The organism is Fibrobacter sp. UWR3, assembly GCF_900143055.1.
Classification (GTDB): Bacteria; Fibrobacterota; Fibrobacteria; order Fibrobacterales; family Fibrobacteraceae; genus Fibrobacter.
On the sequence record NZ_FRCW01000001.1, the window covers coordinates 364,328 to 388,827 of the forward strand.

Here is a 24,500-nt window from a genome sequence, read left to right on the forward strand (position 1 = left end):
GGCTAGCCCTCCCTAAGGCCCTCCAGCAAACTCTGCCGACTGCCGACTAATTACCCCTTGAGAATCTTCAGCAGTTGTTCGGTGCGCTTCTCGATGAGGATGAACGCCTCGAACATGCGGGCCTCGCGCCACTTGGTCAGGTATTTCGCGCGCCATTCCGCGGCAACCTGGTCGGGAGCCTCGGGTGCGTCTTCGTTACGGTACCAAACTTCCTTCGTGATTTCGCGGATCATGTCGCCCATCTCGGCGGCAGGCTGCAGGCTGCCCTTGCACAGCAGCAGGGCGCGGAGGTTGTCGAGCAGCACTTCGTCGCTCGGGTTTTCCGAGTCGTCGCGGGCGCAGTCCCAGATTTCGCCGCGGTGGCGTTCCGTCCAGCCCATGAGGTGCTTCTCGGTGCGTTCGAGTTCACCCTTCGCGAGCTTTTCTTCCACGGCTTCGCGGGGGTAGTAGATGCTGTTCGGGTAAAATTCGATCATGGTCATTCCCAAGGTTAATGCCCGGGGCGGGACTTGAACCCGCACGAGGTTGCCCCCAAGGGATTTTAAGTCCCCAGTGTCTACCATTCCACCACCCGGGCAGGTGTGCCTGCCAAATATAGGAAATTTCGCCATTTTTCCGTTTGTTGTCCTTTTGTCAAGGCATTTTTCGGCAGAATCTTACAAAAAAGAACCATTCCGGGAAAAATTTGCTAGATTAAGAAACATGAAACACTTAGTGCTTATTTCCGCTGTCATGGCTCTTGCCATAAACGCCTTCTCTGCAGACGACAACGAGAAGGAATTCAAGGAACAGCTCGCCTCGCTCCGCGATAGCTACGCTTCCTCCATCAATATGGCTATGGAAGATGCCATGGAGGGCGACCCTGCCGGCTGGTTCAAGGCCCGCAACGAAGGTCTCGATGCCGACTGGGACGACCTGGAATTCGAACCGCCCACCCTTTCCCTGTTCTCCATCGAGGAAATCCCCTACGGGTTCAAGATTTCGGGCAGCAACCACGATTTCCAGCTCAATGCCGAGGTTTTCGTCTGGACCCGCAATACCGACATCCAGTACACGATTACCTACCTTGATGGCACGAACGAGGCCGCCAAGGAGATTGCGAAGGAAGTGTTCCAGAACGAGCAGTCCGACTACCCGTCCAAGTGCGCGAAGGGCGCCGTGACCTGCTACAACGGTAAGTCTACCTTCGGCGAACTGAAGAAAAAGGGCAAGAAAAAGAAGAAATAATCACTTTTTTCTTACGGGTAAATAAATTTTTACCCTTTTCCCGAAATTTTATATATATTAGAAAGAGCCCGGTCCTGTTTTGGCGCCGGGCTCCGGATTTTTGTACCCTGAAAATTCGTGAAATTGCTAACTTGTTGAGTGTCAATGGATTGTTGTTTTGTCGGAGTCTAGGAAATATGGTCAACTGTTCTAGAAAGCTCGGTTTTACCCTGGTTGAGGTCCTCGTGGTGGTCGCCATCATGGGCATTCTTTCCGGTATCGGGGTGGCTAGCCTGCGCAGTGCGGTTGCGAACAGCCGAATCAAGGACGCCGGTATCAACGTGACCGCTTTCATGCAGCGGGCGGCGAACGAGGCTACGCGGTTGAACGAGAAACTGGCAGTCAATGTTGAAAGCGGCAATAAGACGTTGAGGCTCTACAAGTGCAATGCTGTTGATGGTAACGGAATTTGTACCAATTTTGGTGATACGGTTGACGAGATGACTCTTGAATCGTCGAACGCTTTTGTTACGGATAAAAATTGTCCGGACTTGACTGGTGCCAAGACGACACCGGCGACCGTCGTGACTCTCGTTCCGAAAATAGGGGTATCCCCGATTCCAACGTCGTGTCTCATGGTGCGTTATGGTGGTACCGACCGTTATGCGGTTTCAATCAAGTCCCCGACAAAGTTCTCTATGTATTATGAGTTGAGTTACGATTCTGGTGCGAGCTGGTTTGAACCGTAGGTGTGTTATGGATAAGTTAATAAAGAGCAAGAAAGGTTTCGGTATCACGGAGGTGCTTATCTCCGCGGTAGTTCTCGGTCTTTTGTACATGGCGATTCTCCACATGCAGACGGGCAACCGCGAGGCTTTGCTCCGTATCCGCGGCCGTGACGGTGCCATCGAGGTGGCGCAACAGGTCATCGATTCCCTGAACCGTATCGGCATCGCGTCCATTCCCGACCCGACGAGCGTTGCTTCTGGAGACGAACATATCAAGGAAGGTAACTATGTATGGGAGTGGGACGATATTTCGCGTTCCTGGGACCGAGGCGAAAAGGTCGGTGGTGGCCACTCCACTATCGCTTATACCCCGACTGTGACTGTGTCGCCGGTTGAGGATTATACCGCGAAAAGTGTGTCGTACTATACTGGCGCCGATACAATAAGGCACGTCTACGCCAAGCAGGTGAACGTGCAGGTGTCCTGGCAGTTCAAGGGCTCCACGCAGTCCATAAACATGTCCACCGTGATACGCTAGGCCGTCTTGCCTGTAATCTGTGCCGGGATTTGCTCCCGGCCTTTCTTTTTTGTTTGCGAGCCCGTTCCATTTATTATACATTTACTTACATACAGTAAAAACAGGAGTTTCCAGATGGCCGGGAAATCTACCCTCTTTAAGACAGCTGTCGCGTTGGCGTTTTCTATTCTCATAGCTACCCCCTGGGCTGCGGGCCTTTCGGATGAGCAGGAAGGTGCGTCCAAGTTCTATTGCGTAAAACTGACGCGGGATGTCAATTATAATGCTGCAATCCAGTTGTCGCAGCAGAATGCATCGTACGAACCGGACTCGGGCGAGTCGTGTTTCGAAAAATGGGATTCTCCGGAGGGTTACCAAACGGCATATGAGTTTATTGGCGAACTTCTCTATAATTCTAACGTTCAGCCAGAAGCGTTGTTGCTTGCTTCGGATATCGACTTCGGCGGTTATGACGGGCAGACGCGGTCGTGTAACGAATATTTCAAGCCATTCGAGTTTGATATTACGTCTCAGATAAAACTTACAAGTGCGGAAGACGGTATCTATACGATTAGGGGAATCTGTTATACCTCGCTTTCTGATGAGGCTTCGTTTGGCGGAAACCTGATTGGTTCCATTCAGAACGTCCGGTTCGAGAACATTCGTCTGGAATCCCTTACCTTTGCGAGCCTTTTTGGCACGGCTGTGAATGAACCCGAAGTGAATAATGTCTATGTTGCAAACGCGGCCATAAGTGCCCCTGTAGCGGGCCTTTTCGTTTCGTCGTCGGTCGGGCTTTATGTGACGGATTTCGAGGGAAGCTCCATTCAGGTCCGTTCTGTTCCCGATATGGACTTGAATGACGCTGTCGATTTAATTTATCCTTCTTCGGTCGCGATTGGAGGCCTTGCGGGCAGCGTGTCTAATATGTTTGCGGTCGGCGTCTCCGTAGATGGCCTTAGCGTGTCGAACAACGCATACCTCTGGGATGGCGCCCATCACTTTGTCGAGGAGGTTGCCATGGTTGAAGCGCACATAGGTGGAATTGTTGGTCATACAGGGCGTGTCGAACTGCGCCGGGTGGGGCTTGACAGATCTTTGTTGAGCGACGATGCTTCTGCGGGAAAAAAGCAAATGTCTTACCTGGGCGGACTTGTCGGCTCGCTTACGTACAATACGATGGTGTGGTTCCATTCCACCTACACCTCTAGCGATATCACTTGTTCATTGGAAAGGGGCCCGCAACATTGCAAGGCGGGTTATCTTGCAGGTTTGGCTGTATTCTCTGATTCCCTTTCCAAGAATGCGAACGATATAAGTATAGTCTCGAATTTCCATTACACCGAAGCCGTCAATGATTCCGCTTCTGGCATGTTTGGTGAAGCTTACTGCGATTACCTGAAGCCATATATGCCGGATAATGAGCAGGGCCTGGAACATATATCCTGTGCATACGAATTCAATACCTTTGGCGAGCTTTCTGTGTTGGATGATGAAAACGGGGAAACCACCTTCGCTCCCAAGGCCTATGCCCACGGCAACTACCGAAGCGCAGCCGGGAATGCGGTGGCGACGGACAACTTTAACTCGGACACCTACATGTTGGGTGGAGATGCGCGCGAAGCGGTCTCCGTGGGTATCATTGAGAAAGAGTACATGCAGGGCCAGGCGTTTGCCGATGTCCTGAACCGTTTCAATGCAGATTATGGGAACACCTCGGTGGAATGGATTGCTGACACTTCTCGCGTTTATCCGTATGTCGCATCGACTTACTACGGTGTAAATGCGGGAGTCTCCAACGTGCACAGGATTGTGTTCATGCTTGACTGCATCGAGTCGGGATGCCTTACCGAAAGCGAGGAGCGCATGCTTGGACAGTTTAATAATTACCGGATGGGTACTAACGAGTTCGAGTTCGTGACGGATGAATCTGGAGCAATCACGAATACGGCGTGGCTCGAATTTGCGGCTAGTCTAGAACAGCCGAATGCTGACCGCGACCCTGTTCATTGGGAAAGTTCGAACGACAACGGTCCGTACAAGAAGTTCTCTGCGGACGAGGCGTACGACGGCGACTACGTCTTTAAGCTTATGCCGGGCGAGGCGCAGGAGGAAACGACCGAAGAGTTTGCCTATGCGTTCTTCGGGAAGGGAATCGATTACGACCAGACCATCATAGAACTTATCAGTTACGATGGCGAAACAGTCGAGAATAAGGGCTCACAAATCGACATGATGAGTTACTCCGGCGGAAGCCAGCCCATTTCGCTCCGGGCGGGCAAGGTGATGCAGATTTTCTCGCGCAACCCCGTGACTACGGACGGTAGCGATTTCAAGGGCTGGAAGGTCCGCGCCGAGATGACGTTTACAACCAACGAAACTGAACTGAAGAAGATTGCTTTTGCGGGTATGGACATTCCCGTGGATGGCGATGGATACTTTAGCTTGGGCGAGAACTGGGAATCGCTTAATGCCCGGTTTGAAAAGGCTTTGGGTGAGAATGCCAATGCCCTTACAGAAAGTCGTTCGATTGCGCTTGCCATATTCCCCGCGGGCTTCGAGGATGTAAACGGCGTGGATGATGATGGCGAAAAACAGGAGGAAGTCGAGGTTGTCTACCCGGCGCTGTTCTGGTCGGGTAACGCTATCCAGCTAGCCGTGAAGACGGACGATTTCGTGAACGAGGAGGGAGCGCCCTTCGTGAGCGTGATGCTTGAGAACTTGAGCGACGAACCGCTGCTGGATACCCTGATGGAATTCCCGAACGGCGGTTGGCCCGAGGTGTTCACGTGGGAAAAGTACCCGCTTGCCGCGGGCATGTACCATGTAGTCGCAAAGATATACAACGGGAAGGGCGACAATCCGGACGTGCGCGAATGGACTTTCGAGGTGAAAGACGTAATCGAGAACGATTGTGGTGACTGCTGGCAGATGGTTGCGCTTTCGAATGTCGATTTCGAGAAATACGAGTGGAATGACAATGAGGTGTTCTACTGGTGGGACGAATTCGCTATTTATGGCAAGTACTGGCAGTACAAGGAGTTTACGAAGAAGGACTCCCCGGAACACGTGAGGGGGTATTGGTATCACTCGCTTGAAGGCCGTCCGCTTGTGCTCAAGGACGAAGCCTTTACCGGCGAGGCCGTGTGGCATCTCGATAGCGTGAATACCGGCTGGAACATGGTGGCCAACCCCTATGGCTGGAAGATGAAGATTGGCGTTGCTGGCCAGGAAAATCGGGAAGAAAAGCCTGAGTTGGAATTCTGGCGCTGGAACAAGCAAACCGGTCAGTACGACCCGCCTGAAGCTGTGGAGGAACTTGAGCCTTACGAGGCTGTGTGGGTAAAACTCAATCGCGGTCCGGAGATGGATTGGAGTCTTCCGGCAACGCCGGCCTTTGTCGATTTCGTGAACGAGGATGGCGAAATAGTTCATGTGAAGTCACTCAACAAGAAGGGCGTGCTTGCGAAGGCGGCCGGCGCCGACGGCTGGGCGTTGCAGGTGGAACTTTCCGATGCGAACGGCAAGATGGACAGCTGGAACATGCTCGGCGCGGGCAAGGCTGCGTGGGATTCCGAAGAACCGCCTGCCGGCATGGGCAACCGCGTGAACCTCAGCATCGTGGATGCGGGCAGGCGCCTGGCAAAGAGCGTGAAGGCTTTGGGCGAAGACGCATACGAATGGAACGTGGAACTTTCGGCGACAAGCGCGCGTGCAGGTTACCTGAAGTTTGCGGGTATCGACGGAATTCTCGCGAGCGGGCTTCGCGTGTTCGTGACGGTCGATGGCGTGACTACCGAAATGCACGACGGCGAAAAACTGCAGGTGATGCTCTCCACGACGGCGAAGTCCGCGAACATCCGTGTGGCGAAGTCTGCAAGGAAGGTTGTCGCGAGCACTTTGCAGGGCTTGCGCGCTCATGATCTGGGCTCTGCACTGCAGGTGGGATTCGATGTGGGCGAGGGCCTTGCGGGTGCGAATGCGCGCGTGGACCTTGTGGATACGAAGGGCCACGTCGTGAATACCGCAAGTTTCAAGGCCGAAAACGGGCGTAACGAGGTAAGCCTCGAGAGGCCGGTGCTCGGGCTCTACGTATTGCGCGCGGTTGTCGGGCGCGAGATCGCCGTGCAGAAGATTATGGTGAAGTAAGAGACTAGGGAGGGTCCGTACTACTCCCCCTCCCTAAGACCCTCCCGACGCGCGCATAATCGCCTAGGATAGGGTAGGTATTTTAGGGTGGAGGCGATTAAGCGCACGGGCACACCTTCGGTGTGCATTACTGTTTTTTTTCTAAATTTAGCGCACGATGGCAGAGAATTCCCTGAACACAGGTGCGAAAAAGCCGGATTACTTTCCGGCGATTGATGGCCTGCGCCTTCTCGCGAGCATAAACATCGTGATGCTCCATCTGGGGAGCTCGAATGCGCTCGCCTACATGGCAAACAACACCTGGCTCATGCCCGTCTTTACCGCCCCGGCATTTGCGGCAGGCATATTCTACGTGTTCGCGGGGTTCCTCTTTGCAAGCAAGTTCAGCGACCCGGAACGCCGCATACCGGTAATCCCGTTCATGTTCGCCCGTATAGCGAAGCTATACCGGCTCCACTTCTTCATGACCCTCCTCATGTTCGTGGTGCTCGTGTTCAAGTTCAGCGGCTACACGCACTTGCCCGGCCCAGGCGAAATCGTCGATTGCGCCTCGGCGGGGCTCGCGAAGATGTTCCACCCCTGGCGTAGCCTGCTCCTGCATCTTTCGCTCACGTGGTCCATCGTTCCCGACCTAGGTATGAAACTCAACGAACCCAGCTGGTCGCTCACGAGTTTCTTCATGTGCTATGCCATCACGCCGTGGTTCAGCCGCTGGCTCTTTAGGCAGAATCGCCGCACCCTCTGGATTCTCTTCTTCGCGGTGTTCGTCCCGGGCATCGCGTGGGCGGTGACTTTCGGGCTTTCGGGCAACCTCTGGTTCGACAGTTACGATGAAAAGTACAGGTTCTTCCACATGTTCGCGCCCGTGCGCGTGTTCGAGTACATCTTCGGCATGGTCATCTTCCGCCTGTACAAGGAAGGCTTCTTCGAGTTCCTCAAGAAGGACTACGTGAGCGGAATCGTTCAGGCGTTGCTCCTTGCCGCCCTCTACGGGAGCCTGTTCCTCATGTCGCCCTCGTTCAATCCCGGCGTGAACTACTTTATCCACCATAGCGTCGCCGTGTTCATCTACGGGCTGTTCGTGCTCTCGCTCCTTTCTAGCAAGGGATTCATGGCGCGGTTCTTCTGCATCGGCATCGTGCGCAAGGTGGGCCGCGCGAGTTTCTACCCTTACCTAATCCACCTGCCGCTCATCACGATTGCTTGGGGTATATGCAACCTGAACACTCCCAAGAACACGCTCCTCTTTATGCTGTTCGTCTACACGGTGAGCACGCTCTACATGGAGTTCAAGGTCTGGAACAAGAAGCGCAAGAAGCGCCTTGAGCAGGCAAAATAGTCCTGCCCCGGTGTGCTCCCGCTCACATCTCTCTGCGAAGGTTTAAAAATCTTTACCGTACTTGCCTGTTTTTGCGAAAAAACGGAACTTTTTGTCGCCGAGTGCAAGTTATTTATTACATGATTGGGGTGGCGGTTTTTGTTCAATCAAATTATATTTTAGATGGGTGGGAATAACAACAAAAAAAGAGGATGTTGATGAAAAACTTCTTTAAAGCAACAGTGTGCGTGGCCGCCCTGGCCGCAACTTCTGCCATGGCGGGCTCGTTCCCGTTCCCGCAGAACATGAAGAGCCCTCACGGCTACACGATCCCGTTCGCGGATACCCAGGTCATCAAGGACCACTTCAATCTGTGGAAGCAGGCCTGGTACCAGGATAAGGGCGATGGAAGTGCCTGGGTGCTTGCTCCCGAAGGTACCTGCTCTACGGTTTCTGAAGCTATTGCCTACGGCATGTTGATTACCGTGTATATGGATGAACAGGGCATGTTTGACAAGCTCTACAAAACCTGGACAAACAATGCCGTGAATGGAAACGGCGGTATGAACTGGCGTATCGGTTGTAGTGGCGGAACAGGTTCTGCATCTGACGCTGACTTCGATGCGGCCCTCGCCCTTATCATGGCTTCCAAGCAGTGGGGCGGTAATTACCTCAACAATGCCAAGTCGCTTATCAGCTGGATTGCCTCGAACGATATCAATGGCAGCCAGATCAAGCCGGGTAACGCCTGGAACGATGCATTCAACCCCAGCTATGCCACTACAGCCAACTTCAAACTTTTCCAGGACGTGGCAGGCGGTTCCTGGAATAACGTGATTTCTCAAGCCTATACCGACCTGAACGCTTGCCAGAACAGTAAGTCCGGCCTCGTGCCTGACTGGTGCTCTTGGGGAGACCATAAGCCGACCAAAACAAGTGCATCTGTTGCGCAGGACGAAGATCCGGGCTTCTTCGACGATGCTGCCCGTACTCCGTGGCGCATGGCTTGGGCTTACTACTGGTACGGTGATACCAAGGCACAGGCCTTCAACAAGAAGATTAACGACTGGATGATTCCGACTGCCCGTACGGCTAGCGGCATCAACTCCGGCTATTTTGTAAGCGGTCAGGCAGTGACCTCCGAAAAGCGCAACTTCGTCTCTTCTACCTTCTCGGGTGGTATGGGCATGGCTGCGTCTTCCTTTGACGACGCTGCTTCCAAGGACTTCATGGAATCGGTGTACAAGACACTTTCCAACCTGAAGAGCTGCAAAACTGCTAGCGGCTGTGGAGAAGGCAGCAATTCCGGTGAAAAGTACTACCCCTCCACTCTCAACATCCTCTACCTCCTCCTCATCACGGGTAACATGCCCAACTTCTACGACATGACGGGCTTTACCCAGTTCACTCCGGACCCGAGCCTCGCCAGCGGTGTTTCTACTGCCGAAGGCGTGCAGCAGGCTTCCAGGGATTCTACGGTCGGTGTTTCCGGATTCTGGAACTGGGGTGCATACCACGACAAGCTCGGTATCGGTACCGTGATGTCTCCGGATTCGGGTACGTCTCCGCTCTACAAGACCGGCTGCGAAATTACTGCAGAGGCCACCATGGAAATCGGTCCGGAACCGGAATGGACGCAGGCCAAGGCTGATGTGTGCAAGAATACTCCGGCTCAGTGCGAACTCAAGTACCCGAGCGCCGGTATCGCCATGTCGTTCCTCTCTAATGACAAGAAGGGCGTTAACCTCGATGCTTTGAAAGTCAAGTATGTCCGTGTGACCGCCAAGACCAAGGGCCCCATCCGTATGGCAATCCTCAACGAGGCAACTGCCGAAGCGGGGGCTGAACCTGGCATTTATGTGGATCCTACGGACGATTACACGGCCGTGACTTATGACCTTACTCCGGACCAGTTCGGTTTCAAGGGTACCAACAGCCAGTCTATCGATATTCTTGACTGGGTCAATGTTTCCACCGCTCCCTCGGGTGAAGATATCATCAAGGTGGTCAAGGGCCTCAAGTGGGAAGTCAAGGACGCCAAGGGTGGTTTCGGTTCTGTCTCCATCAAGGCGATTGAATTCCTCGATGCCAATAAGCAGGTGATTGACCCGGTCTTGATTACCGGTATTACGGTTCCTGCCACCCAGTGCGGCACCAACCCGGGTACGGATGCATTCGTGTTCCGTTCTCTCACCCCGAGCGCGAAGGTCATCGCTTCTGGTTCCCAGATCCAGGTGCTTGGCGCCAAGGTCGGTTCCGACTACGCCGTGTTCAACATGCAGGGCAAGGTCGTGAAGGCCGGCAAGATCTCCGGTGCAACGCAGGGCATCTCTGTCGCCAACAGGGGCACGTTCCTCGTGCGCGTCGACGGCAAGATCCACTCCGTGACCGTGAAGTAATTCACTAGCAGACTCTTTTAAGAGAACCGTGGCCCGCAAGGCTGCGGTTTTTTTGTAGGCATAATTGTATGAACTTGCCCGCGACTCTCGGCTTTTGTATATTCTTTGTCGCGGGACTTGAATCCCGGCTTTTTTGGAGTTTAGAATGGATATTGGTGCACTTCATTTTCAGAATCCCGAAGCCTTCTGGCTGCTCGTTTTTGTTCCTGTACTTATAGCCCTGTACGTGTATCGCCAGCGCAAACGTAAGAGAACCATCAAGTTTCCTGCCCTTTCCATAGCGAAGCGGGCTGTTCCGAGCCGTCGTGTGCGTCTGCGCCACATTGTGCCCGCGTTGCGCCTTGCGGCCCTCTGCTGCTTCGTGGTGGCGCTTGCCCGCCCGCAGAATGCGATGGAAGTGGAATACACAAATACAGATGGTGTGGATATCATGCTCGCACTCGACGTTTCGGGTTCCATGGGCACGCTCGACATGCTGACCCGCGCGGAGCAGGCGAAGCTCGGAGTGATGAACGCCGAACGCATCCTCAATTCCGGTGAATACTGGAAATATAGCCGTATGGGTTACGCGCAGGGGGTGATTGCGGACTTTATCCAGAAGCGCCACAGCGACCGTATTGGGCTTTCTGCCTTCGGTAGCCGTGCCGTGACGCAGTGCCCGCTTACGCTCGATTACGGGAGCCTGCTCGAGATATTGAAGGCAACGGACGAGCTTGCGAAGGATTCCATTATCGCGGGTCGCACGGCGATTGGCGATGGCCTGATGAACGCGCTTGCACGCCTGCAGAAGTCCGAGGCAAAATCGAAGGTGGTGGTGCTCCTGACTGACGGGCGCGACAATGCGAGCGTGATTTCGCCGGTCCGTGCCGCGGATGTGGCGCAGTCGCTGGGCGTGAAGGTCTATACCGTGGGCGTAGGCAAGAGGAGGGGCAAGATTCTCGCCTTCCAGCAGAACCCTTGGACGGGCGAAATCTCGTGGGGCGAACGCGACATCACTCCCGAAGAGGAGGTTGACGAATCTACCCTCAAGGAAGTCGCCGCAAAGACGGGAGGCAAGTTCTACCGCGCCGAGAACAAGGAACAGCTCGAGGAAATCTACTCGGAAATTGACCAGCTCGAGAAGACCGAAATCGAGACGGTCGCCTACGCGCGGTATGCCGAGAAGTTCTACCCGTGGCTCCTGGCGGGAGCCTTCCTGATTCTGCTGGAGCTGCTGCTCGCGAATACGCGCTTCGTGCGCATTCCGTAATTATAGCGGTGTCGCGGGCTTGATGCAGTTGCTTTCGGCTTTCTCGAGGAACGTGTCTATTGTGCGAGTCTCGGACGTGCCGTATTCTGACCAGTGTATGCTGAACGTGATGGGCCACGGACCCTGCAGGAGTTCCGTACTCGATGCGCTTGCTGCAATCAGCTTGTTTGCAAATGCCTCGATTTCTGCGAAGTCGCTGCATTCGGTAACAATCGCGAAGGTCGCCTTGCCGTAGCGGGCGATAAACGTGCCGCGCTGGACGCTCTGCTCGCGCAGGAATGTCGCAAGTTTCTGGAGGGCGACCACGCAGGCCTTTTTGCCGTGCTTCTTTTTCCTTGCCTTGAAATTGTCTATCTCTATCTTGAGAAGGAATAGCCTCTTGGCCGGGTCCTGGCTCTGCGTGATGGATTCCAGGTACGACGACAGCTTGTTCGTGTTGTTGAGCCTTGTTGTTAGGTCTACGGTAATATGCTGTCGGGTGCGGTACATGTGGATAAACAGGGTAACGAGGACGAATACTGTCGAGGTTATGGGGAGCTCGTAGAATTTCGCCTGCAGGATCAGGGTGAGTAGCGGGATGAGCATGACGATTGCGATTATGTAGAAACACCGCCTATGGAGCTTGTTGGTGCATTTGCTTGCCTTTTTTAGGCAGAGTCCGGATGCCGCTGCAATGTAGAGGATGGAAAGCATGTTCAGCAAGGCCCATAGGTAGGGATTCATGTCGGTTGGTCCATCCGTCAGGTGCATCAGCGCGTCGACGAGGGCGATTGCGCTGACGATGACGCTCGGGCCTATGATGGGGATGAGCCACTTGCGCAACGTGTAGGTATTTGCCGATGTCGAGTAGAAAACGGAAAGGAACCAGCAGCAGCCCATGCAGATACAGGCGATGATCTTGAAACTATTGATAAGCCTGATAATGGGAATGTTTGATTCGGGAACGAGTAGCCCGAGCGAGTTCATCACGCTGAATAGGATGGATGTTTCTACAAGGCACTGGAATGCGCGTGCCGATTTCTCCAGGACAGCACGTTCCCTGTTGCCGTACCATATCATCAGGTACACGATAACGCTGATAATGTCGATTTCGATTCTAAAAGCGTCTATTCCCATAATCACTGTCCGATAAGTAAAATATATCTTTTGCTTAACAATAATAACAATTTATTCGAAAAAAGCATTTTTTTGTGATTATTGGGCAAAATAATGCAAAAAACGGGGCAAAAAAGGCTGTTTTTTGTATATTCAGGGTGTCGCGGGACGCGTGCCCGCAGTTTTCCGATTCCGGAGGATTTGATGCGTTTTGCTGAACCGAACTTCTTGTGGTGCCTGTTTACGCTCCCGCTATTTGCGCTGCTGTTCTACTATGCCTACCGCCGTCGCAAGAAACTTGCCGCAAGGTTTGTCTCGCTCTCGATGCTCCCGAAACTCTCGACGAGCGTATCGCCGTGGCGCAGGCTCGTGAAGGTTTTCTTGCTCCTGCTGGCGCTTGCCTTCCTGTTCGTGGCTCTTGCCCGCCCGCAGTGGGGCCGCAAGATGGAGCATATCGAGCGCAGGGGTCTCGACCTTGTGCTTCTGCAGGATATTTCGCTCTCGATGCTGGCCGAGGACGTGAAGCCGAACCGCTTGGTGCGCAGTCGCCACGAGATTTCGTCGTTCCTGGAAAGTCTTTCGGGTGACCGCGTGGGCCTGGTCGCGTTCAGCGGCGAGGCGCAGGTGATGGTGCCATTGACGCTTGACTATGGAACTGTGCAGATGATGCTCCGGGAGCTGAATCCGGGCTGGCTCATGCCGGGTACGAACCTGGAAAATGCCATCCGCAAGGGGATGAGCCTGTTCAGGAATTCTGGCGGGGCGGGCAAGTACTCCGTGATGATATTGATGAGTGACGGCGAGGAACTCGAGGATGCCGCCGTGAATGCCGCGAAGGAAGCGGCAGAGATGGGTATCAAGATTTATACCATCGGTATCGGCAGTCGCGAGGGCGTGCCCATACCGGTGAAGTCGCGCAATGGCGATGTCGCCTACAAGAAGGACATGCAGGGGAATATCGTGACGACGCGCCTTGAGGAAGGGACGCTCCAGGAGATTGCGAGTGTGACCGGTGCGCTGTATTTCTACGCGAGCCCGGGCGAGTTCCAGTTGCAGAAGGTGTTGACCGAGATTGCGGGCATGGAGAAGAAGGAACAGGCGTCCGACCGCATGGAAAACTATCAGGACCGCTACCAGATTTTCCTCGGGCTAGCCGCCCTCCTGTTCCTGATAGAGGCTGTCGTGTCGGAGCGCGGCCGCCACCGCAAGCAACTCGCCGGCCGTTTCAGCTAAGGGCCTGTGGCGACGCTCTCTCTTATTTATGTTGGCTTCGGACGAGACTCGCACGCTCTTTTGTAAGTCTTAAAACCAAAGGGGCGGCACACCACGAGCCGTCCCTTGGTTCGTGAGCCGTAGGCGACTCGTATTGCGATGTTATCGCATAAACCGGCGCCTCAACAATAGAAACAAGTAAACTTGTTTCTGCTGCACTCGGCTTAGGTTTATTTAACGAGTCGTCGCAGGCGAAAGTGAGTGAGGAACCGTAGGTTTCAAAACCTGAAACGACGAACGAACGGTCTCGTAAAACTTAAAACCAAAGGGGCGGCACACCACGTGCCGTCCCTTGGTTTTAAGGAGAATAGAGAAAAGCCCTTCGGGTGGATTTGTCTCTCTTGGAGACGGGCGGCTCGCGTTTGCGACACCGAGTTGATATCCACCGGAGGGGCTCAATAAGTAATATAACGCCTTTTTCTAAAAAAGGGCGGGTCGACGCGAAAATCAATACTCCAACTTGGAAGAAGCCACTCCCGCAGGCATTAAAATCTATATTATAGACAATGCGAAAAGTTTATAGTTCATTGTTTGGCCTGGTGAGTGGGGTCGCCTGCATTGTGGCGTGCTCCTCGGCACCGGAACCGTCCGCCGAACCCGTGGCGCAGCCCGCGCCCGCCCCGGCCGTGGAATCAGCACCCGTGCAAGCGGCCGCCGCACCTGCGGATACCGAGAAGGGGCCCACGCTGCCGGCATCCTACAAGGATATTGTCTACCCGGAATACAAGTACGTGGCGCCCTACCCGAAGGACTACCGCGTAGAAATTGCCGAAGGCATTTCCGGTTACATCGTTGCCGATTCTAGCCTCCCGCTGGTGAACCTCTCCGTGTATTTCGATAATCCGGAAGTCGCTTCGACCATCAAGGATGCTGCCGCCTCCGGGATGGTAGGCGCCATGTTCCGCCGTGGTGGCAGTACGCACATATCGGCGCACGCCCTCGACGATACGCTCGAGTTTATCAGTGCGGGCCTTTCTACAAGCTCCGGTACCTGGATTTCCAGTTTCTCGATAGATTGCCTTTCGAAGGACTTCGCTTCCATGCTGGATATGGCGGGGAAGGTAATTTCTTCTCCCGCATTCGACGCGAAGCAGCTTGAAATCGTGAAGACGAACTACGTGACCTCCCACGAACAGCGTTACGACACTCCCGCGAAGGTGCTTTCGGCCTTGAGGACCAAGGTCAACTATGCCCCGAACCCGAGGCTGTGGGACCCAACTCTCGAAGAATACAAGAAGGTTTCCGTTAACGACATGAAGCGCCTTTCGGTATCTACCTTCGCGTCCAAGCACATCGTGTTCGCGCTGTCGGGTGACGTGAAACGCGACTCCGCGGTTGCCATGCTCAAGGAATTCTTCGCGACGCTTCGCAAGTCGGCCGATGCGAAGGCGAAGCCTTCTCCCTACAGTGCCCCGCAGCCGCTCGTGTTCCTGAACAAGCCGGGCACCTACGTGGTGGACAAGGATATCACGCAGGCGAATATCTCGATGAACCAGCCCTTCGTGAAGCGACCGCATCCGGATTACTACCCGACGGCTGTCGCGAACTTCATTCTCGGTGGCGGCAGTTTTGCCTCGCGCCTCATGACGCGCGTACGTAGCGACGAGGGCCTTGCCTACCACATCAGCAGCCGTGCGGGCAACGACTACCGCGATACGGCGATGATTTCGATCAGCCTGCAGACGAAGGTGGAATCCGCCGCGTTCGCGCTGAAGCTCGTGTTCGAGGAAATCGAGAAACTTGCGAAGGATGGCCCCACGGAAGAGGAACTCGCGATGGCGAAGAAGACTCTCGTGGAAAGCCTTCCCGGCCTGTTCGATTCCCCGTCATCGACGGCGGCAATTTTTGCGGGCGATGAACTGCTGGGCAAGAGTCCGGACCATTACCTCGACTACGTGAAGGAAATCAATGCCGTGACCGCCGACCAGGTGAAGGCGATGATTGCGAAGTACTACGCCAAGGACAAGATGACGATATCTGTAGTGGGTCCGGTCGCAAAGCTTGAGGCCCTGAAGCCCTTTACGGTTGTCCCGCTCGATAGTCTCGATATCAGGTAGTCTATGTTCAGGGTCGTTTCGGAATATCTTTCCCGTCTGACTGTCGCGACACTGCTCGTGATGCTTGCGGGCGTATGCTCCCATGCTGCGGGTTCCGACAACATGCTCGGGGCGGATTCGGTTGTCCGCAACAGACTCCTGAAACAGCTCGGTAACGAGGACGACCTGCGCTCGCTCTGCTCCGGTCTCAAGACTTGCCTCAACATCGACTATCCCGGTTGTTCCGCCGGCGATAAGCACCCCTGGCCGCATCTCAAGTACAACGAAGAATTCTGCGCACCGTACCACGAGGTAACGAAGCGAGGGTTTGCCCCCACTCCGGGTGCACCGATGGTCCCCGAAGTCTATGCGAGGCTTGGCCGCAGGTACCGCGCCATCTACGAGAACAAGGGCACGCTCCCGCTGGGCCAGAACGTCATCAGTTACCTGTTCGACAACATGCCCTTTACGGCAGACCTCATCAATGCATACCTGGGCACGAACTACACTCTCGAATATACGAGCAAGAACCGCAGGTATTTTAACGGCAGTAACGGCCGCAGCCTTTCGGGCGAGTTCTACTGGGCCCTGCAAGATAGCGCGGGGCAGAAGCTCGGCATGCGCAACCTCTTTTTCGGGTACGGGCACGCGAAGGTGCTTCGGTGGTCGCTGCACGGAACCGCAATTGCGTATCTCGACATGGACGAGATTTCGAAAAACGAAATCAGGTACAAGCTGACGGCCATCGTTTTCCCGGGCAATTCCGTGCTGAATTCCATCATGCAGATGCAGGTGTTCAAGAGCGTGGTGAACGACAAGATAGACCATATCGTGAAGGATATCAAGAAGGCTTCGGGCCGCTACTTCGGGGGTGACAAGGAACCCATGCTGAACAGCGCGAAACTCAAGTCGTTCGATAACGTGCAGTACGTGATAGATTTCGAGAACGTGGTGAACGGAGCCCCGTGGAAACTGGGCGACTTCGAAAGGCTGAAGCGTGAACGCGAGAAGCAGAAACGCGAGAGCGTTCCCATAATATTTGAAGATACAAGGACTCAGGCAAAATGAGCGAAAAAGAGAAAGAAAGTCTGGAATCCCTCCTGGCGCGCGTGACTGACCGCCGCAAGGAACTGCTGACCTCCGTGGTGGACCGCCGCACGAGGCATTTTTGCATGGTGCTGGAAGACCTGTTCGACCCGCACAACATTTCTGCCGTTATCCGTACCGCGGAAGTGTTCGGCCTGCAGGACGTGCACATTATCGAGGAGGACAACGCCTACAGCGTGAACAAGTCTATCCTCAAGGGCAGCTACAAGTGGATGAGCCTGTACCTGTACAAGAAGCGCATGCTCTGCATGGAGAAGCTGCGCGCGAAGGGCTACAAGATTGCGGTCGCGAGCACCAACACCACGAATTCCGTGCTTGACCTGGATTTGAGCCAGCCTACGGCATTCTACCTCGGGAGCGAGTTCCACGGGAACCACCCCGATACGCTCGCGCATGCCGACTACGAGTTCAAGCTGCCGCAGTACGGCATTACCGAATCGATGAACGTCTCGGTCGCGGGTGGCGTGCTCATGACCTACCTCGACGTGTACATGCAGAAGGAAGGCCGCGAGAAGTTCCTGCTCCCGAAGGAGGAACGTGACGCGCTCCTTTACGACTGGCTCGACCGTCACGTGAACGGCATCGAGAACAATAGCCCGATTACGCACGTGGACGGGTAGTTTTTGCCCTGTTTGTGGCGATTCCGGCACATGTGCGTACAAAAATATGCTAGATTGAACGTTAAATGAAAAAGAATTCCGCTCTATACTTCTCCGTTGGCCTCGTTGTCCTCTTGGCTATCGTGATTCTTGTGTTCGGAATGTTCTTCTTGAACGAAAAGGATCCTCGCGAAACTTTCAATACATTCTATCTCCGCTTTACGCAGGTGAGTACGCTTGTGCTCGATGACCCCGTGAAGGTGAATGGCGTCAAGATGGGCAAGGTAGAGGACATTAGCCTTGCCGGCCACCGCGTGGTGGTGCGTATACGCCTCCGTACCGACGTGAAGATTCCGAAGGATTCCGAAATCCGCGTGCAGAACATCGGTATCATGGGTGAACGCCAGATTGGCATGATTCTCGGCGACGAGGAAGCCTATTTTGCCCCGGGCGATACCATCAACGGCCAGTTCGACGCCGGTATTGCCGAAGCGCTCGGCCTTGCGGGCGAGGTCTGCGACAGCACGAAGGTGCTTCTTGAATCCGTGAAGTCGGCACTCAACGGCACGATTGCGAATCCCGATTTCCAGGAACGTTTCAGGACGCTTCTCACGAAGGCCGAAAACCTGGAAGACCGCCTGATGACCATGGTCAACACGACCGACCCGCAGTTGAAGAAGAGTCTCGCCAGCCTGAACGAGGTCATGGGCAAGGTAGACGCGCTTGTTGACGGCGTGAAGCCGCCTATTGACAATCTCTTTGCCAACGCCGATAAGACTATAGGCCATGCCGATGCGCTGGTTGGCCAGCTGGAAGGCGTAACCAAGCATCTCGACGACCTGATCGCGAAGGTGCAGTCCAAGGACAATACTGTGGGCATACTCCTTTCTGATAGGAAACTGCACGACGACCTGGTCAAGACGGTCCATTCGGCAGACAGCCTGTTCCGCGTGATCCTGCATGACGGTCTGGACGTGAACGTGGATATTTTCTGAGGAAACGATGATAGAGAAGGTTCTTACAGTCACGAATAAGCTCGGGATACACGCGAGGCCCGCCGGCATGATTGTCGACATTACCGGCCCCGCGAAGAGCGACGTGTTCATTATGTTCGAGGGCTCTAGGGCGAACGCCAAGAGCATCTTGAACGTGATGATGCTCGCTATCCCGATGGGTTCCGAAGTCCGCTTCGAGGTGGACGGCGAGGACGAGCAGGAAGTCGTGCAAAGGTTGGAAACGCTTTTCCATGACAATTTCAACGAAGAACCCGGCTGATACCGGCACGGAGAAGTCTTTCGGGACAAGGCCTGCACGTCAGGTCCTTGTGGGTATTCCCGCATCTCCCGGCCTCGTCATGGGCCGTGCGTTCCAGGTGGCGAGCCGCGAGATTACCGTCGTCGAGGAGGACATTCCCGAGTCGCGCGTGCAGGCGGAAGAACAGTTGTTCCGCAGGGCGGTGACCCGCACCTCCAAGGAAATTTCGCAGATCAAGGAAATTTCCGAGACGCGCACGGGCGTGCACGATAGCCTCATATTCTCGACGCACCTGATGATATTGCAGGACCCGGGCCTCATGAACGGTGTCCTGAAGATGATTCGCGAAGGCCACAAAAATGCCCGCTGGGCGGTGCACGTGGTGCTCGGGGACTACATCGACAAGTTCGAGAAAATCGATTCGCCCGCGATGCGCGACAAGGCGGCCGACCTGCGCGACCTGTACAACAGGCTCATGTCGACGATGGACGAGGCCGAACCGGCCTTGGAGGAAGTGTCTGGCGAGGACGGCGCGGTGATTGTCGCGCACGAGATTCTGCCGAGCTTCCTGATGGCGCTCAAGCCGGGCCAGGCCCGCGCGCTTTTGATGGATACCGGTGGCCGTACGAGCCACGTGGCGATTCTTGCGCGCTCCCTGCAGATACCGGCTGTGTCGGGCCTGCGCAACGTTGTCACGGCGGTGAAGCCCGACGACACGATTATCGTGGACGGCTCGGGCGGCCTTGTCATCGTAAACCCGAACGAGGACGACATCCGCAGGTTCCGTGAACGTGTGGAGGTGTTCGAACGCCAGCGCAGGGAACTGTTTACCATGCGCAGGCTTGAGCCGATGACCCGCGATGGCAAGTACATTACTTTACATGCAAACATAGAACTGCCTACCGAGGCGGAGAAGGTGATGGATTACGGCGCGACGGGCGTCGGGCTATACCGTTCCGAGTTCCTGTTCTTGCAGTACAGCGCCCCGACCGAGGAAGAACAGACCGAAGCTTACAGGCAGATTCTCGACACGATGGCTCCTTGCCCGGTGACCATCCGTACGCTCGACGCGGGTGGCGATAAACTAGTCTCGGGCATTACTGCGACCAACGAGGCGAACCCCTTCATGGGCTGGCGCTCCATCCGCGTGTGCCTCGACCGCGAGGATATTTTCTGCACGCAGCTGAAGGCGCTCCTCAAGGCGAATACCAAGGGTAACTTGCGCATATTGCTCCCGATGATTTCGGGACTCGAGGAACTGCGCCGTGCGAAGGCGTGCATCCGCCGCTGTTCCGAGGAACTGGAGGCGGAAGGAATCAAGTGCGCTACGGTGAAGGTGGGCATCATGATTGAAGTGCCTGCCGCGGTGGTACTTGTAGACCTGCTGGCGAAGGAGGCCGACTTTTTCAGCATCGGTACAAACGACCTTATCCAGTTTACGCTCGCCGTGGACCGCACGAACGAACTCATTACCGACATGTTCCAGCCGCACCACCCCGCGGTGCTGAACATGATTTACCATACGGTGAATGCTGCCCACAGGGAAGGCATCCCGGTTGCGGTCTGCGGAGAAATGGGCTCCGACCCGATGAGCGTCCTGTTGCTCGTGGGGCTTGGAGTCGATGAACTTTCCATGACGCCCTGGAGCGTGATGGCGACAAAGAAGATTATACGCTCGATAAACTTCGAGGATGTCCGCGAGAGTGCGCTTGCCGTGCTGCAGATGGACGACACGAACAGCGTGAACGGCTACATGTACAGGAAGTACGCGCAGACCATTACCGACCTCGGGATATCGAGCTTTATTGGCCAAGTTGGAAACGAGGTGCATGGTGATACTTAGTGGTTCGGTGTTCTTTCGCCGGTTCTTTCCTGTTCTATTGCTGATTGTCGCGTGCGAAGCTTCGGGTGAAAAAGGCGACGGCAAGGCGGACAGCGCGAATGTGGGCGAAGCCGCCGCAGCCGAGAACGATATCCCGCTGGACCCGTATGCCGCACTCGAGCAGATTCCTTCGGACGATTTCCATAACCGCGTAATCCGTGCCGACCGCGCGAAGCGTAGCATGGAAGATACTTCGCTTGCCCGCAATGTGCGCGACTATGCCCGCGCCGCGTATTATTACTACACCGAAAAGTGGGATAGCGCGTACACGACCTACGATTCCCTGAGGGGGCGCGACCCGAAACTGGAAGCGGAAGTAGTCTTGCGCATGGCAAAGGCGAAATCCCGGCAGGGCGATTTTGCTGGGATGCGTGCCGCCCTGAACCTGGGGGCGAAACTCTCGAAGAACGAGTCTTTCGCGCGCACGGCGGCAAGGCTCCGCGTGGAGGCGGCGCTTGCCGACTCGACGCTTTCGGAAAAAATGCAGGCGGATTCCCTGAAGGCTTTCCTCGAGAAGTTCCCGAAGGGCGACGATGCCGCCGCCCTCAAGTACCGCTACGCGTCTTACCTGGAACAGGACAAGCAGGAAAAGCAGGCGAAGCGCTACTACATGCAACTGCTCGCGACATCGACCCCGTACAGGGATTCCGCATTTGCGGCAATCAGGCGGCTCCGCAAGGTGCAGGCCTTCCCGGAATCGCTCGCAGAGAAGGTGGCATACGCGAAGATGGCCTGCGCAAAGGAAGAAGCGGGGGCATGCCTCGGGCTTCTCGATTCCATACGGATTCTTGATGAGGGCTTGGTGGCGGAACACCCGGAATCGGCGGTGGCGCCGTCCGAAGATTCGCTGCAACAGAAACTTTTCAGGAGCACGCTCGACCTGAACACGCGCATTGTGCTGTGGAGCAAGCGCGGCGAGGCGCTCAAGGCGGTGGGCCGCAGTGACGAGGCGATTGCGCAGTACAAGTTCCTGGTGGATTCCGTGGAGGCTCGCCCCGTGTGGATCCAGGCGGCGCTCCGCCTTCTCAGGAGTTTTGCCCCAAAGAACACGAAGGAAATCCGCAGGCTCGATTCCATGCTGCAGAGCGCTAACAAGTACAGCAAGGAAAATGCGAACAGCCTGTGGGTGAAGGGATTCGAGTACGAGCAGAAAGAGAACTACGACAGCGCTGTGGTGACCTTCGAGAAACTTGCCGACAGGCGGTTCGGGAACAACCAGAAACGCCAGTGGGCAAAGTTCCGCATCGGGTTCATCTACTTCAAGCAGGAACGTTTTGCCGATGCCGAGAAGGCGTTTATCGATGCCGCGAAGGAACCATTCCTGTGGAGCGGTAGCGGGGCGAGGTACTTCCTTGCCGAATCGTACATGAAGCAGAACAAGGATTCCCTTGCGCGTGAGGCTTTCCTCGACTGCATCCGCGATTTCCCGCTGGGTTACTACGCGCACCGTAGCCGCATGAAACTTGTGGAATACGAACTGCTCGAAAAGTTCGAGGTGCCGTACGCACGCGGCGTGCCTATGACTCCCGAGGCGACGCTTGCCTGGGTGAAGAACCTGCAGAAGGGAGCGAAGGACCCGACCTACACTCCGGAACGCTACAACCGCATCAAGACGCTGTTCCAGTACGGGTTTAGCGACGAGGCCTTTGCCCTGTATGACGAGGCCCGCAGGAAGAATGCGAAGAGGCTCGACTTCCTGTACGAATATGGCAAGCTGTTCTACGACATGGGGGAGGTTGCCGCGGGTTACAGGCTCGCGCGCCAGTTCCAGGCGAATATCGACCGTCGCGTGCTTGCCGACGCCCCGATAGAAGTACTGCATTATCTGTTCCCGCTGCCCTACAAGGACCAGGTGAAGTTCCATTCCGGAACGCGCATAGACCCGTTTTTCGTTTATAGCGTGATGCGCCAGGAATCCATATTCGACTACCAGATTACATCGCCTGCGGGCGCGTGCGGGCTGTTGCAGATTATGCCCGCGACGGGCAAGATGCTCGCGAAGCAGGAATACATGGATTCCTTCGACCCGTCGCAGTTGTATAACCCGTACATGAACATCCGCCTCGGCATCCGTTACCTCGTGGACTTGAAGGCTCAGTACAAGGATGACTACATGTACGTGCTCGGGAACTACAATGCGGGCCCGAAGCCCACGAAACGCTGGCAGGCTGCCGGGGAAGGCAAGAACTGGGACATCCGCGCCGAGGAAATCAGCTATTGGGAAACCCGCGACTACGTGAAACGCGTGATGGGCAACTACTGGATTTATCAGGAAATCTATGATAGTTCAGATTTTTGAATTATGAATTAGGAATTGGATAATGGGGCTTGAAACGGCTTTAAAGAACACGGAAAAGAACATTTTGCAAGAAAAATGTATGGATTTTTCTGTGAAAATAGTGAATTTGTATCAATCGCTTTGCAGCGATAGACATGAGTTTGTTATGTCAAAACAAATGCTTAAATGTGGCACTAGTATAGGTGCAAATGTACGAGAAGCGAAAAGAGCTCAGTCAAAACCTGATTTTTTATCAAAACTATCAATTGCATTAAAAGAAGCTGATGAAACACAGTATTGGCTTGAATTGATGAGTAAAACAGGATATATAAACGAAAATGATTTTAAGGGTTTGTTTTCAGATAGTGAGGAACTTGTAAAAATTTTAGTTTCTATTACAAAAACTATAAAATCACAGATTAAAACATCTAGAAATTCAAATTCCTAATTCCTAATTCCTAATTCCTAATTAACTATGCTCTTCCTGTTGCTCACAATTACTCCGGCATTCCTGTTCGCCTGCGGAAACATCCTCGAGAAGTCGGGCGTGTCTACGGTCGGCAAGCGCACCGGCGGAACGTCGCGCCCCTGGGAGTTTTTCAAGGGAGTCGTTACGAACAAGTTCTGGTGGCTGGGCATCTGCTGTTCGGGCCTTGCGACTCTCGGGTACTACATCGCGATGGCCCGCTACGACCTCTCGCAGGTGCAGCCGATGATGGTCTTAAATCCGGTCCTTACGGCGCTCATGGGCTTTTGCATATTGAAGGAAGCGCTCACGAAGCGCATAGTGGTCGCCATCTGCTTTGTGGTGGCGGGCCTCCTGTATTCGGTCGAAAGTCTGGGAGAATCGACCGCCGTGCAGAATATCGGGATGCTCTGGGCCTATGCGGGCGGCCTGTGCGCGGTGACACTCTTTGCTCACTTGTTTGTAAAGGACCGCGAGATGGTGGATTCGTTCATCATGGGCGTGGGCTTCGGGCTCTCTGCGGCATTCTACAAGAGCCTCGCGATGGACTTCGACCTTGACCATATCGAGATTTCCTCGGTAGCGAGCCTGTTGCTCGATTTCCGCACGCTGGGTTACATCGCGACATACGGCATAGCGTTCCTCTATTCGCAGATTTCCTTTTCGCGCGGTCGTGCGCTGTTCATTGTCCCGTTCAGTGCTGCCGTGGGGGCTGCCGTCCCTACGCTTGCGGGTGCCCTGGTGTTTTCCGAGGCCTTCCCCGTCGGGAAGATTGTCTCGGTGTCGCTCGTGCTTACCGGTGCCGCCCTCTTCGTGGTCCGTAGGCCCCGTCGCAAGTCCGGTCAATCTTCTGCCAATCCGTAATGCAAATCACACTTTCCGGTGTGAAGATGGTTTCCGGTAACTATTGGCTGGGTAATCCGCATCTTTATATTTTCGTTTTAT

Annotated in this window: 19 protein-coding genes and 1 tRNA gene; 17 read left to right on the forward strand and 3 right to left on the reverse strand. The window is 54.8% G+C overall.

The features are described from left to right. Nucleotides 1–50: 50 nt before the first annotated feature. On the reverse strand, nucleotides 51–476 hold the full coding sequence (locus BUA44_RS01740) for a hypothetical protein (RefSeq protein WP_139258829.1): 426 nt from the start codon (nucleotides 474–476) through the stop codon (nucleotides 51–53). A gap of 18 nt (nucleotides 477–494) precedes the next feature. Next, nucleotides 495–577 (reverse strand) — tRNA-Leu (locus tag BUA44_RS01745). Nucleotides 578–702: 125 nt separating this feature from the next. Here BUA44_RS01745 and BUA44_RS01750 point away from each other — a divergent pair. The 7 genes from BUA44_RS01750 to BUA44_RS01780 all read left to right on the forward strand — a co-directional run bounded on the left by BUA44_RS01750 (nucleotide 703) and on the right by BUA44_RS01780 (nucleotide 11,566). After that, on the forward strand, nucleotides 703–1,227 hold the full coding sequence (locus BUA44_RS01750; protein WP_097036203.1) for a hypothetical protein: 525 nt from the start codon (nucleotides 703–705) through the stop codon (nucleotides 1,225–1,227). 176 nt (nucleotides 1,228–1,403) lie between these two features. Beyond that, nucleotides 1,404–1,955, forward strand: coding sequence for a prepilin-type N-terminal cleavage/methylation domain-containing protein (locus BUA44_RS01755; RefSeq protein WP_072807827.1), 552 nt, complete (start codon nucleotides 1,404–1,406; stop codon nucleotides 1,953–1,955). Nucleotides 1,956–1,962: 7 nt separating this feature from the next. Then, nucleotides 1,963–2,472, forward strand: coding sequence for a type IV pilus modification PilV family protein (locus tag BUA44_RS01760; RefSeq protein WP_072807828.1), 510 nt, complete (start codon nucleotides 1,963–1,965; stop codon nucleotides 2,470–2,472). A 114-nt stretch (nucleotides 2,473–2,586) separates the two neighbouring features. Then, entirely contained in the window at nucleotides 2,587–6,600 is a 4,014-nt protein-coding gene (locus BUA44_RS14990; protein WP_083579422.1) for a hypothetical protein, read from the forward strand. Nucleotides 6,601–6,757: 157 nt separating this feature from the next. Further along, nucleotides 6,758–7,939 carry an acyltransferase family protein gene (locus tag BUA44_RS01770; protein WP_072807829.1) on the forward strand — a complete coding sequence of 394 codons (1,182 nt, stop codon included), beginning with the start codon at nucleotides 6,758–6,760 and terminating at the stop codon, nucleotides 7,937–7,939. 197 nt (nucleotides 7,940–8,136) lie between these two features. Beyond that, nucleotides 8,137–10,317, forward strand: a complete 2,181-nt coding sequence (locus tag BUA44_RS01775) for a glycosyl hydrolase family 8 (RefSeq protein WP_255370419.1) — start codon at nucleotides 8,137–8,139, stop codon at nucleotides 10,315–10,317. Between the two features lie 145 nt (nucleotides 10,318–10,462). Then, nucleotides 10,463–11,566 carry a vWA domain-containing protein gene (locus BUA44_RS01780; RefSeq protein WP_072807831.1) on the forward strand — a complete coding sequence of 368 codons (1,104 nt, stop codon included), beginning with the start codon at nucleotides 10,463–10,465 and terminating at the stop codon, nucleotides 11,564–11,566. Here BUA44_RS01780 and BUA44_RS01785 read toward each other — a convergent pair whose 3' ends face one another. Beyond that, nucleotides 11,567–12,682 carry a diguanylate cyclase domain-containing protein gene (locus BUA44_RS01785; protein WP_072807832.1) on the reverse strand — a complete coding sequence of 372 codons (1,116 nt, stop codon included), beginning with the start codon at nucleotides 12,680–12,682 and terminating at the stop codon, nucleotides 11,567–11,569. A 183-nt stretch (nucleotides 12,683–12,865) separates the two neighbouring features. Here BUA44_RS01785 and BUA44_RS01790 point away from each other — a divergent pair, with 183 nt between their 5' ends. The 10 genes from BUA44_RS01790 (at nucleotide 12,866) to BUA44_RS01835 (ending at nucleotide 24,419) form a co-directional block, all read left to right on the forward strand. After that, the gene (locus BUA44_RS01790) at nucleotides 12,866–13,894 is read left to right on the forward strand and encodes a vWA domain-containing protein (protein WP_072807833.1); all 1,029 of its coding nucleotides are present in this window, start codon (nucleotides 12,866–12,868) and stop codon (nucleotides 13,892–13,894) included. Nucleotides 13,895–14,439: 545 nt separating this feature from the next. After that, the gene (locus tag BUA44_RS01795) at nucleotides 14,440–15,990 is read left to right on the forward strand and encodes a M16 family metallopeptidase (RefSeq protein WP_083579423.1); all 1,551 of its coding nucleotides are present in this window, start codon (nucleotides 14,440–14,442) and stop codon (nucleotides 15,988–15,990) included. A gap of 3 nt (nucleotides 15,991–15,993) precedes the next feature. After that, entirely contained in the window at nucleotides 15,994–17,037 is a 1,044-nt protein-coding gene (locus BUA44_RS01800; RefSeq protein ID WP_143151819.1) for a hypothetical protein, read from the forward strand. Beyond that, nucleotides 17,034–17,696 (forward strand): TrmH family RNA methyltransferase, encoded by a 663-nt coding sequence (locus BUA44_RS01805; protein ID WP_254794673.1) that lies wholly within the window; start codon nucleotides 17,034–17,036, stop codon nucleotides 17,694–17,696. The genes BUA44_RS01800 and BUA44_RS01805 overlap by 4 nt, the downstream gene beginning before the upstream one ends. A gap of 65 nt (nucleotides 17,697–17,761) precedes the next feature. After that, nucleotides 17,762–18,670, forward strand: a complete 909-nt coding sequence (locus BUA44_RS01810; protein WP_072807836.1) for an MlaD family protein — start codon at nucleotides 17,762–17,764, stop codon at nucleotides 18,668–18,670. 7 nt (nucleotides 18,671–18,677) lie between these two features. Beyond that, nucleotides 18,678–18,950 (forward strand): HPr family phosphocarrier protein, encoded by a 273-nt coding sequence (locus tag BUA44_RS01815; RefSeq protein ID WP_072807837.1) that lies wholly within the window; start codon nucleotides 18,678–18,680, stop codon nucleotides 18,948–18,950. Further along, nucleotides 18,922–20,772, forward strand: coding sequence for a phosphoenolpyruvate--protein phosphotransferase (gene ptsP, locus BUA44_RS01820; protein WP_072807838.1), 1,851 nt, complete (start codon nucleotides 18,922–18,924; stop codon nucleotides 20,770–20,772). The genes BUA44_RS01815 and ptsP overlap by 29 nt, the downstream gene beginning before the upstream one ends. Continuing rightward, nucleotides 20,759–23,110, forward strand: a complete 2,352-nt coding sequence (locus BUA44_RS01825; RefSeq protein ID WP_072807839.1) for a lytic transglycosylase domain-containing protein — start codon at nucleotides 20,759–20,761, stop codon at nucleotides 23,108–23,110. The genes ptsP and BUA44_RS01825 overlap by 14 nt, the downstream gene beginning before the upstream one ends. Before the next feature lie 22 nt (nucleotides 23,111–23,132). After that, nucleotides 23,133–23,537, forward strand: coding sequence for a four helix bundle protein (locus BUA44_RS01830; RefSeq protein ID WP_072807840.1), 405 nt, complete (start codon nucleotides 23,133–23,135; stop codon nucleotides 23,535–23,537). A gap of 27 nt (nucleotides 23,538–23,564) precedes the next feature. Further along, complete coding sequence (locus BUA44_RS01835; RefSeq protein WP_072807841.1) at nucleotides 23,565–24,419, forward strand: EamA family transporter; 855 nt, start codon at nucleotides 23,565–23,567, stop codon at nucleotides 24,417–24,419. Nucleotides 24,420–24,500: the final 81 nt, after the last annotated feature.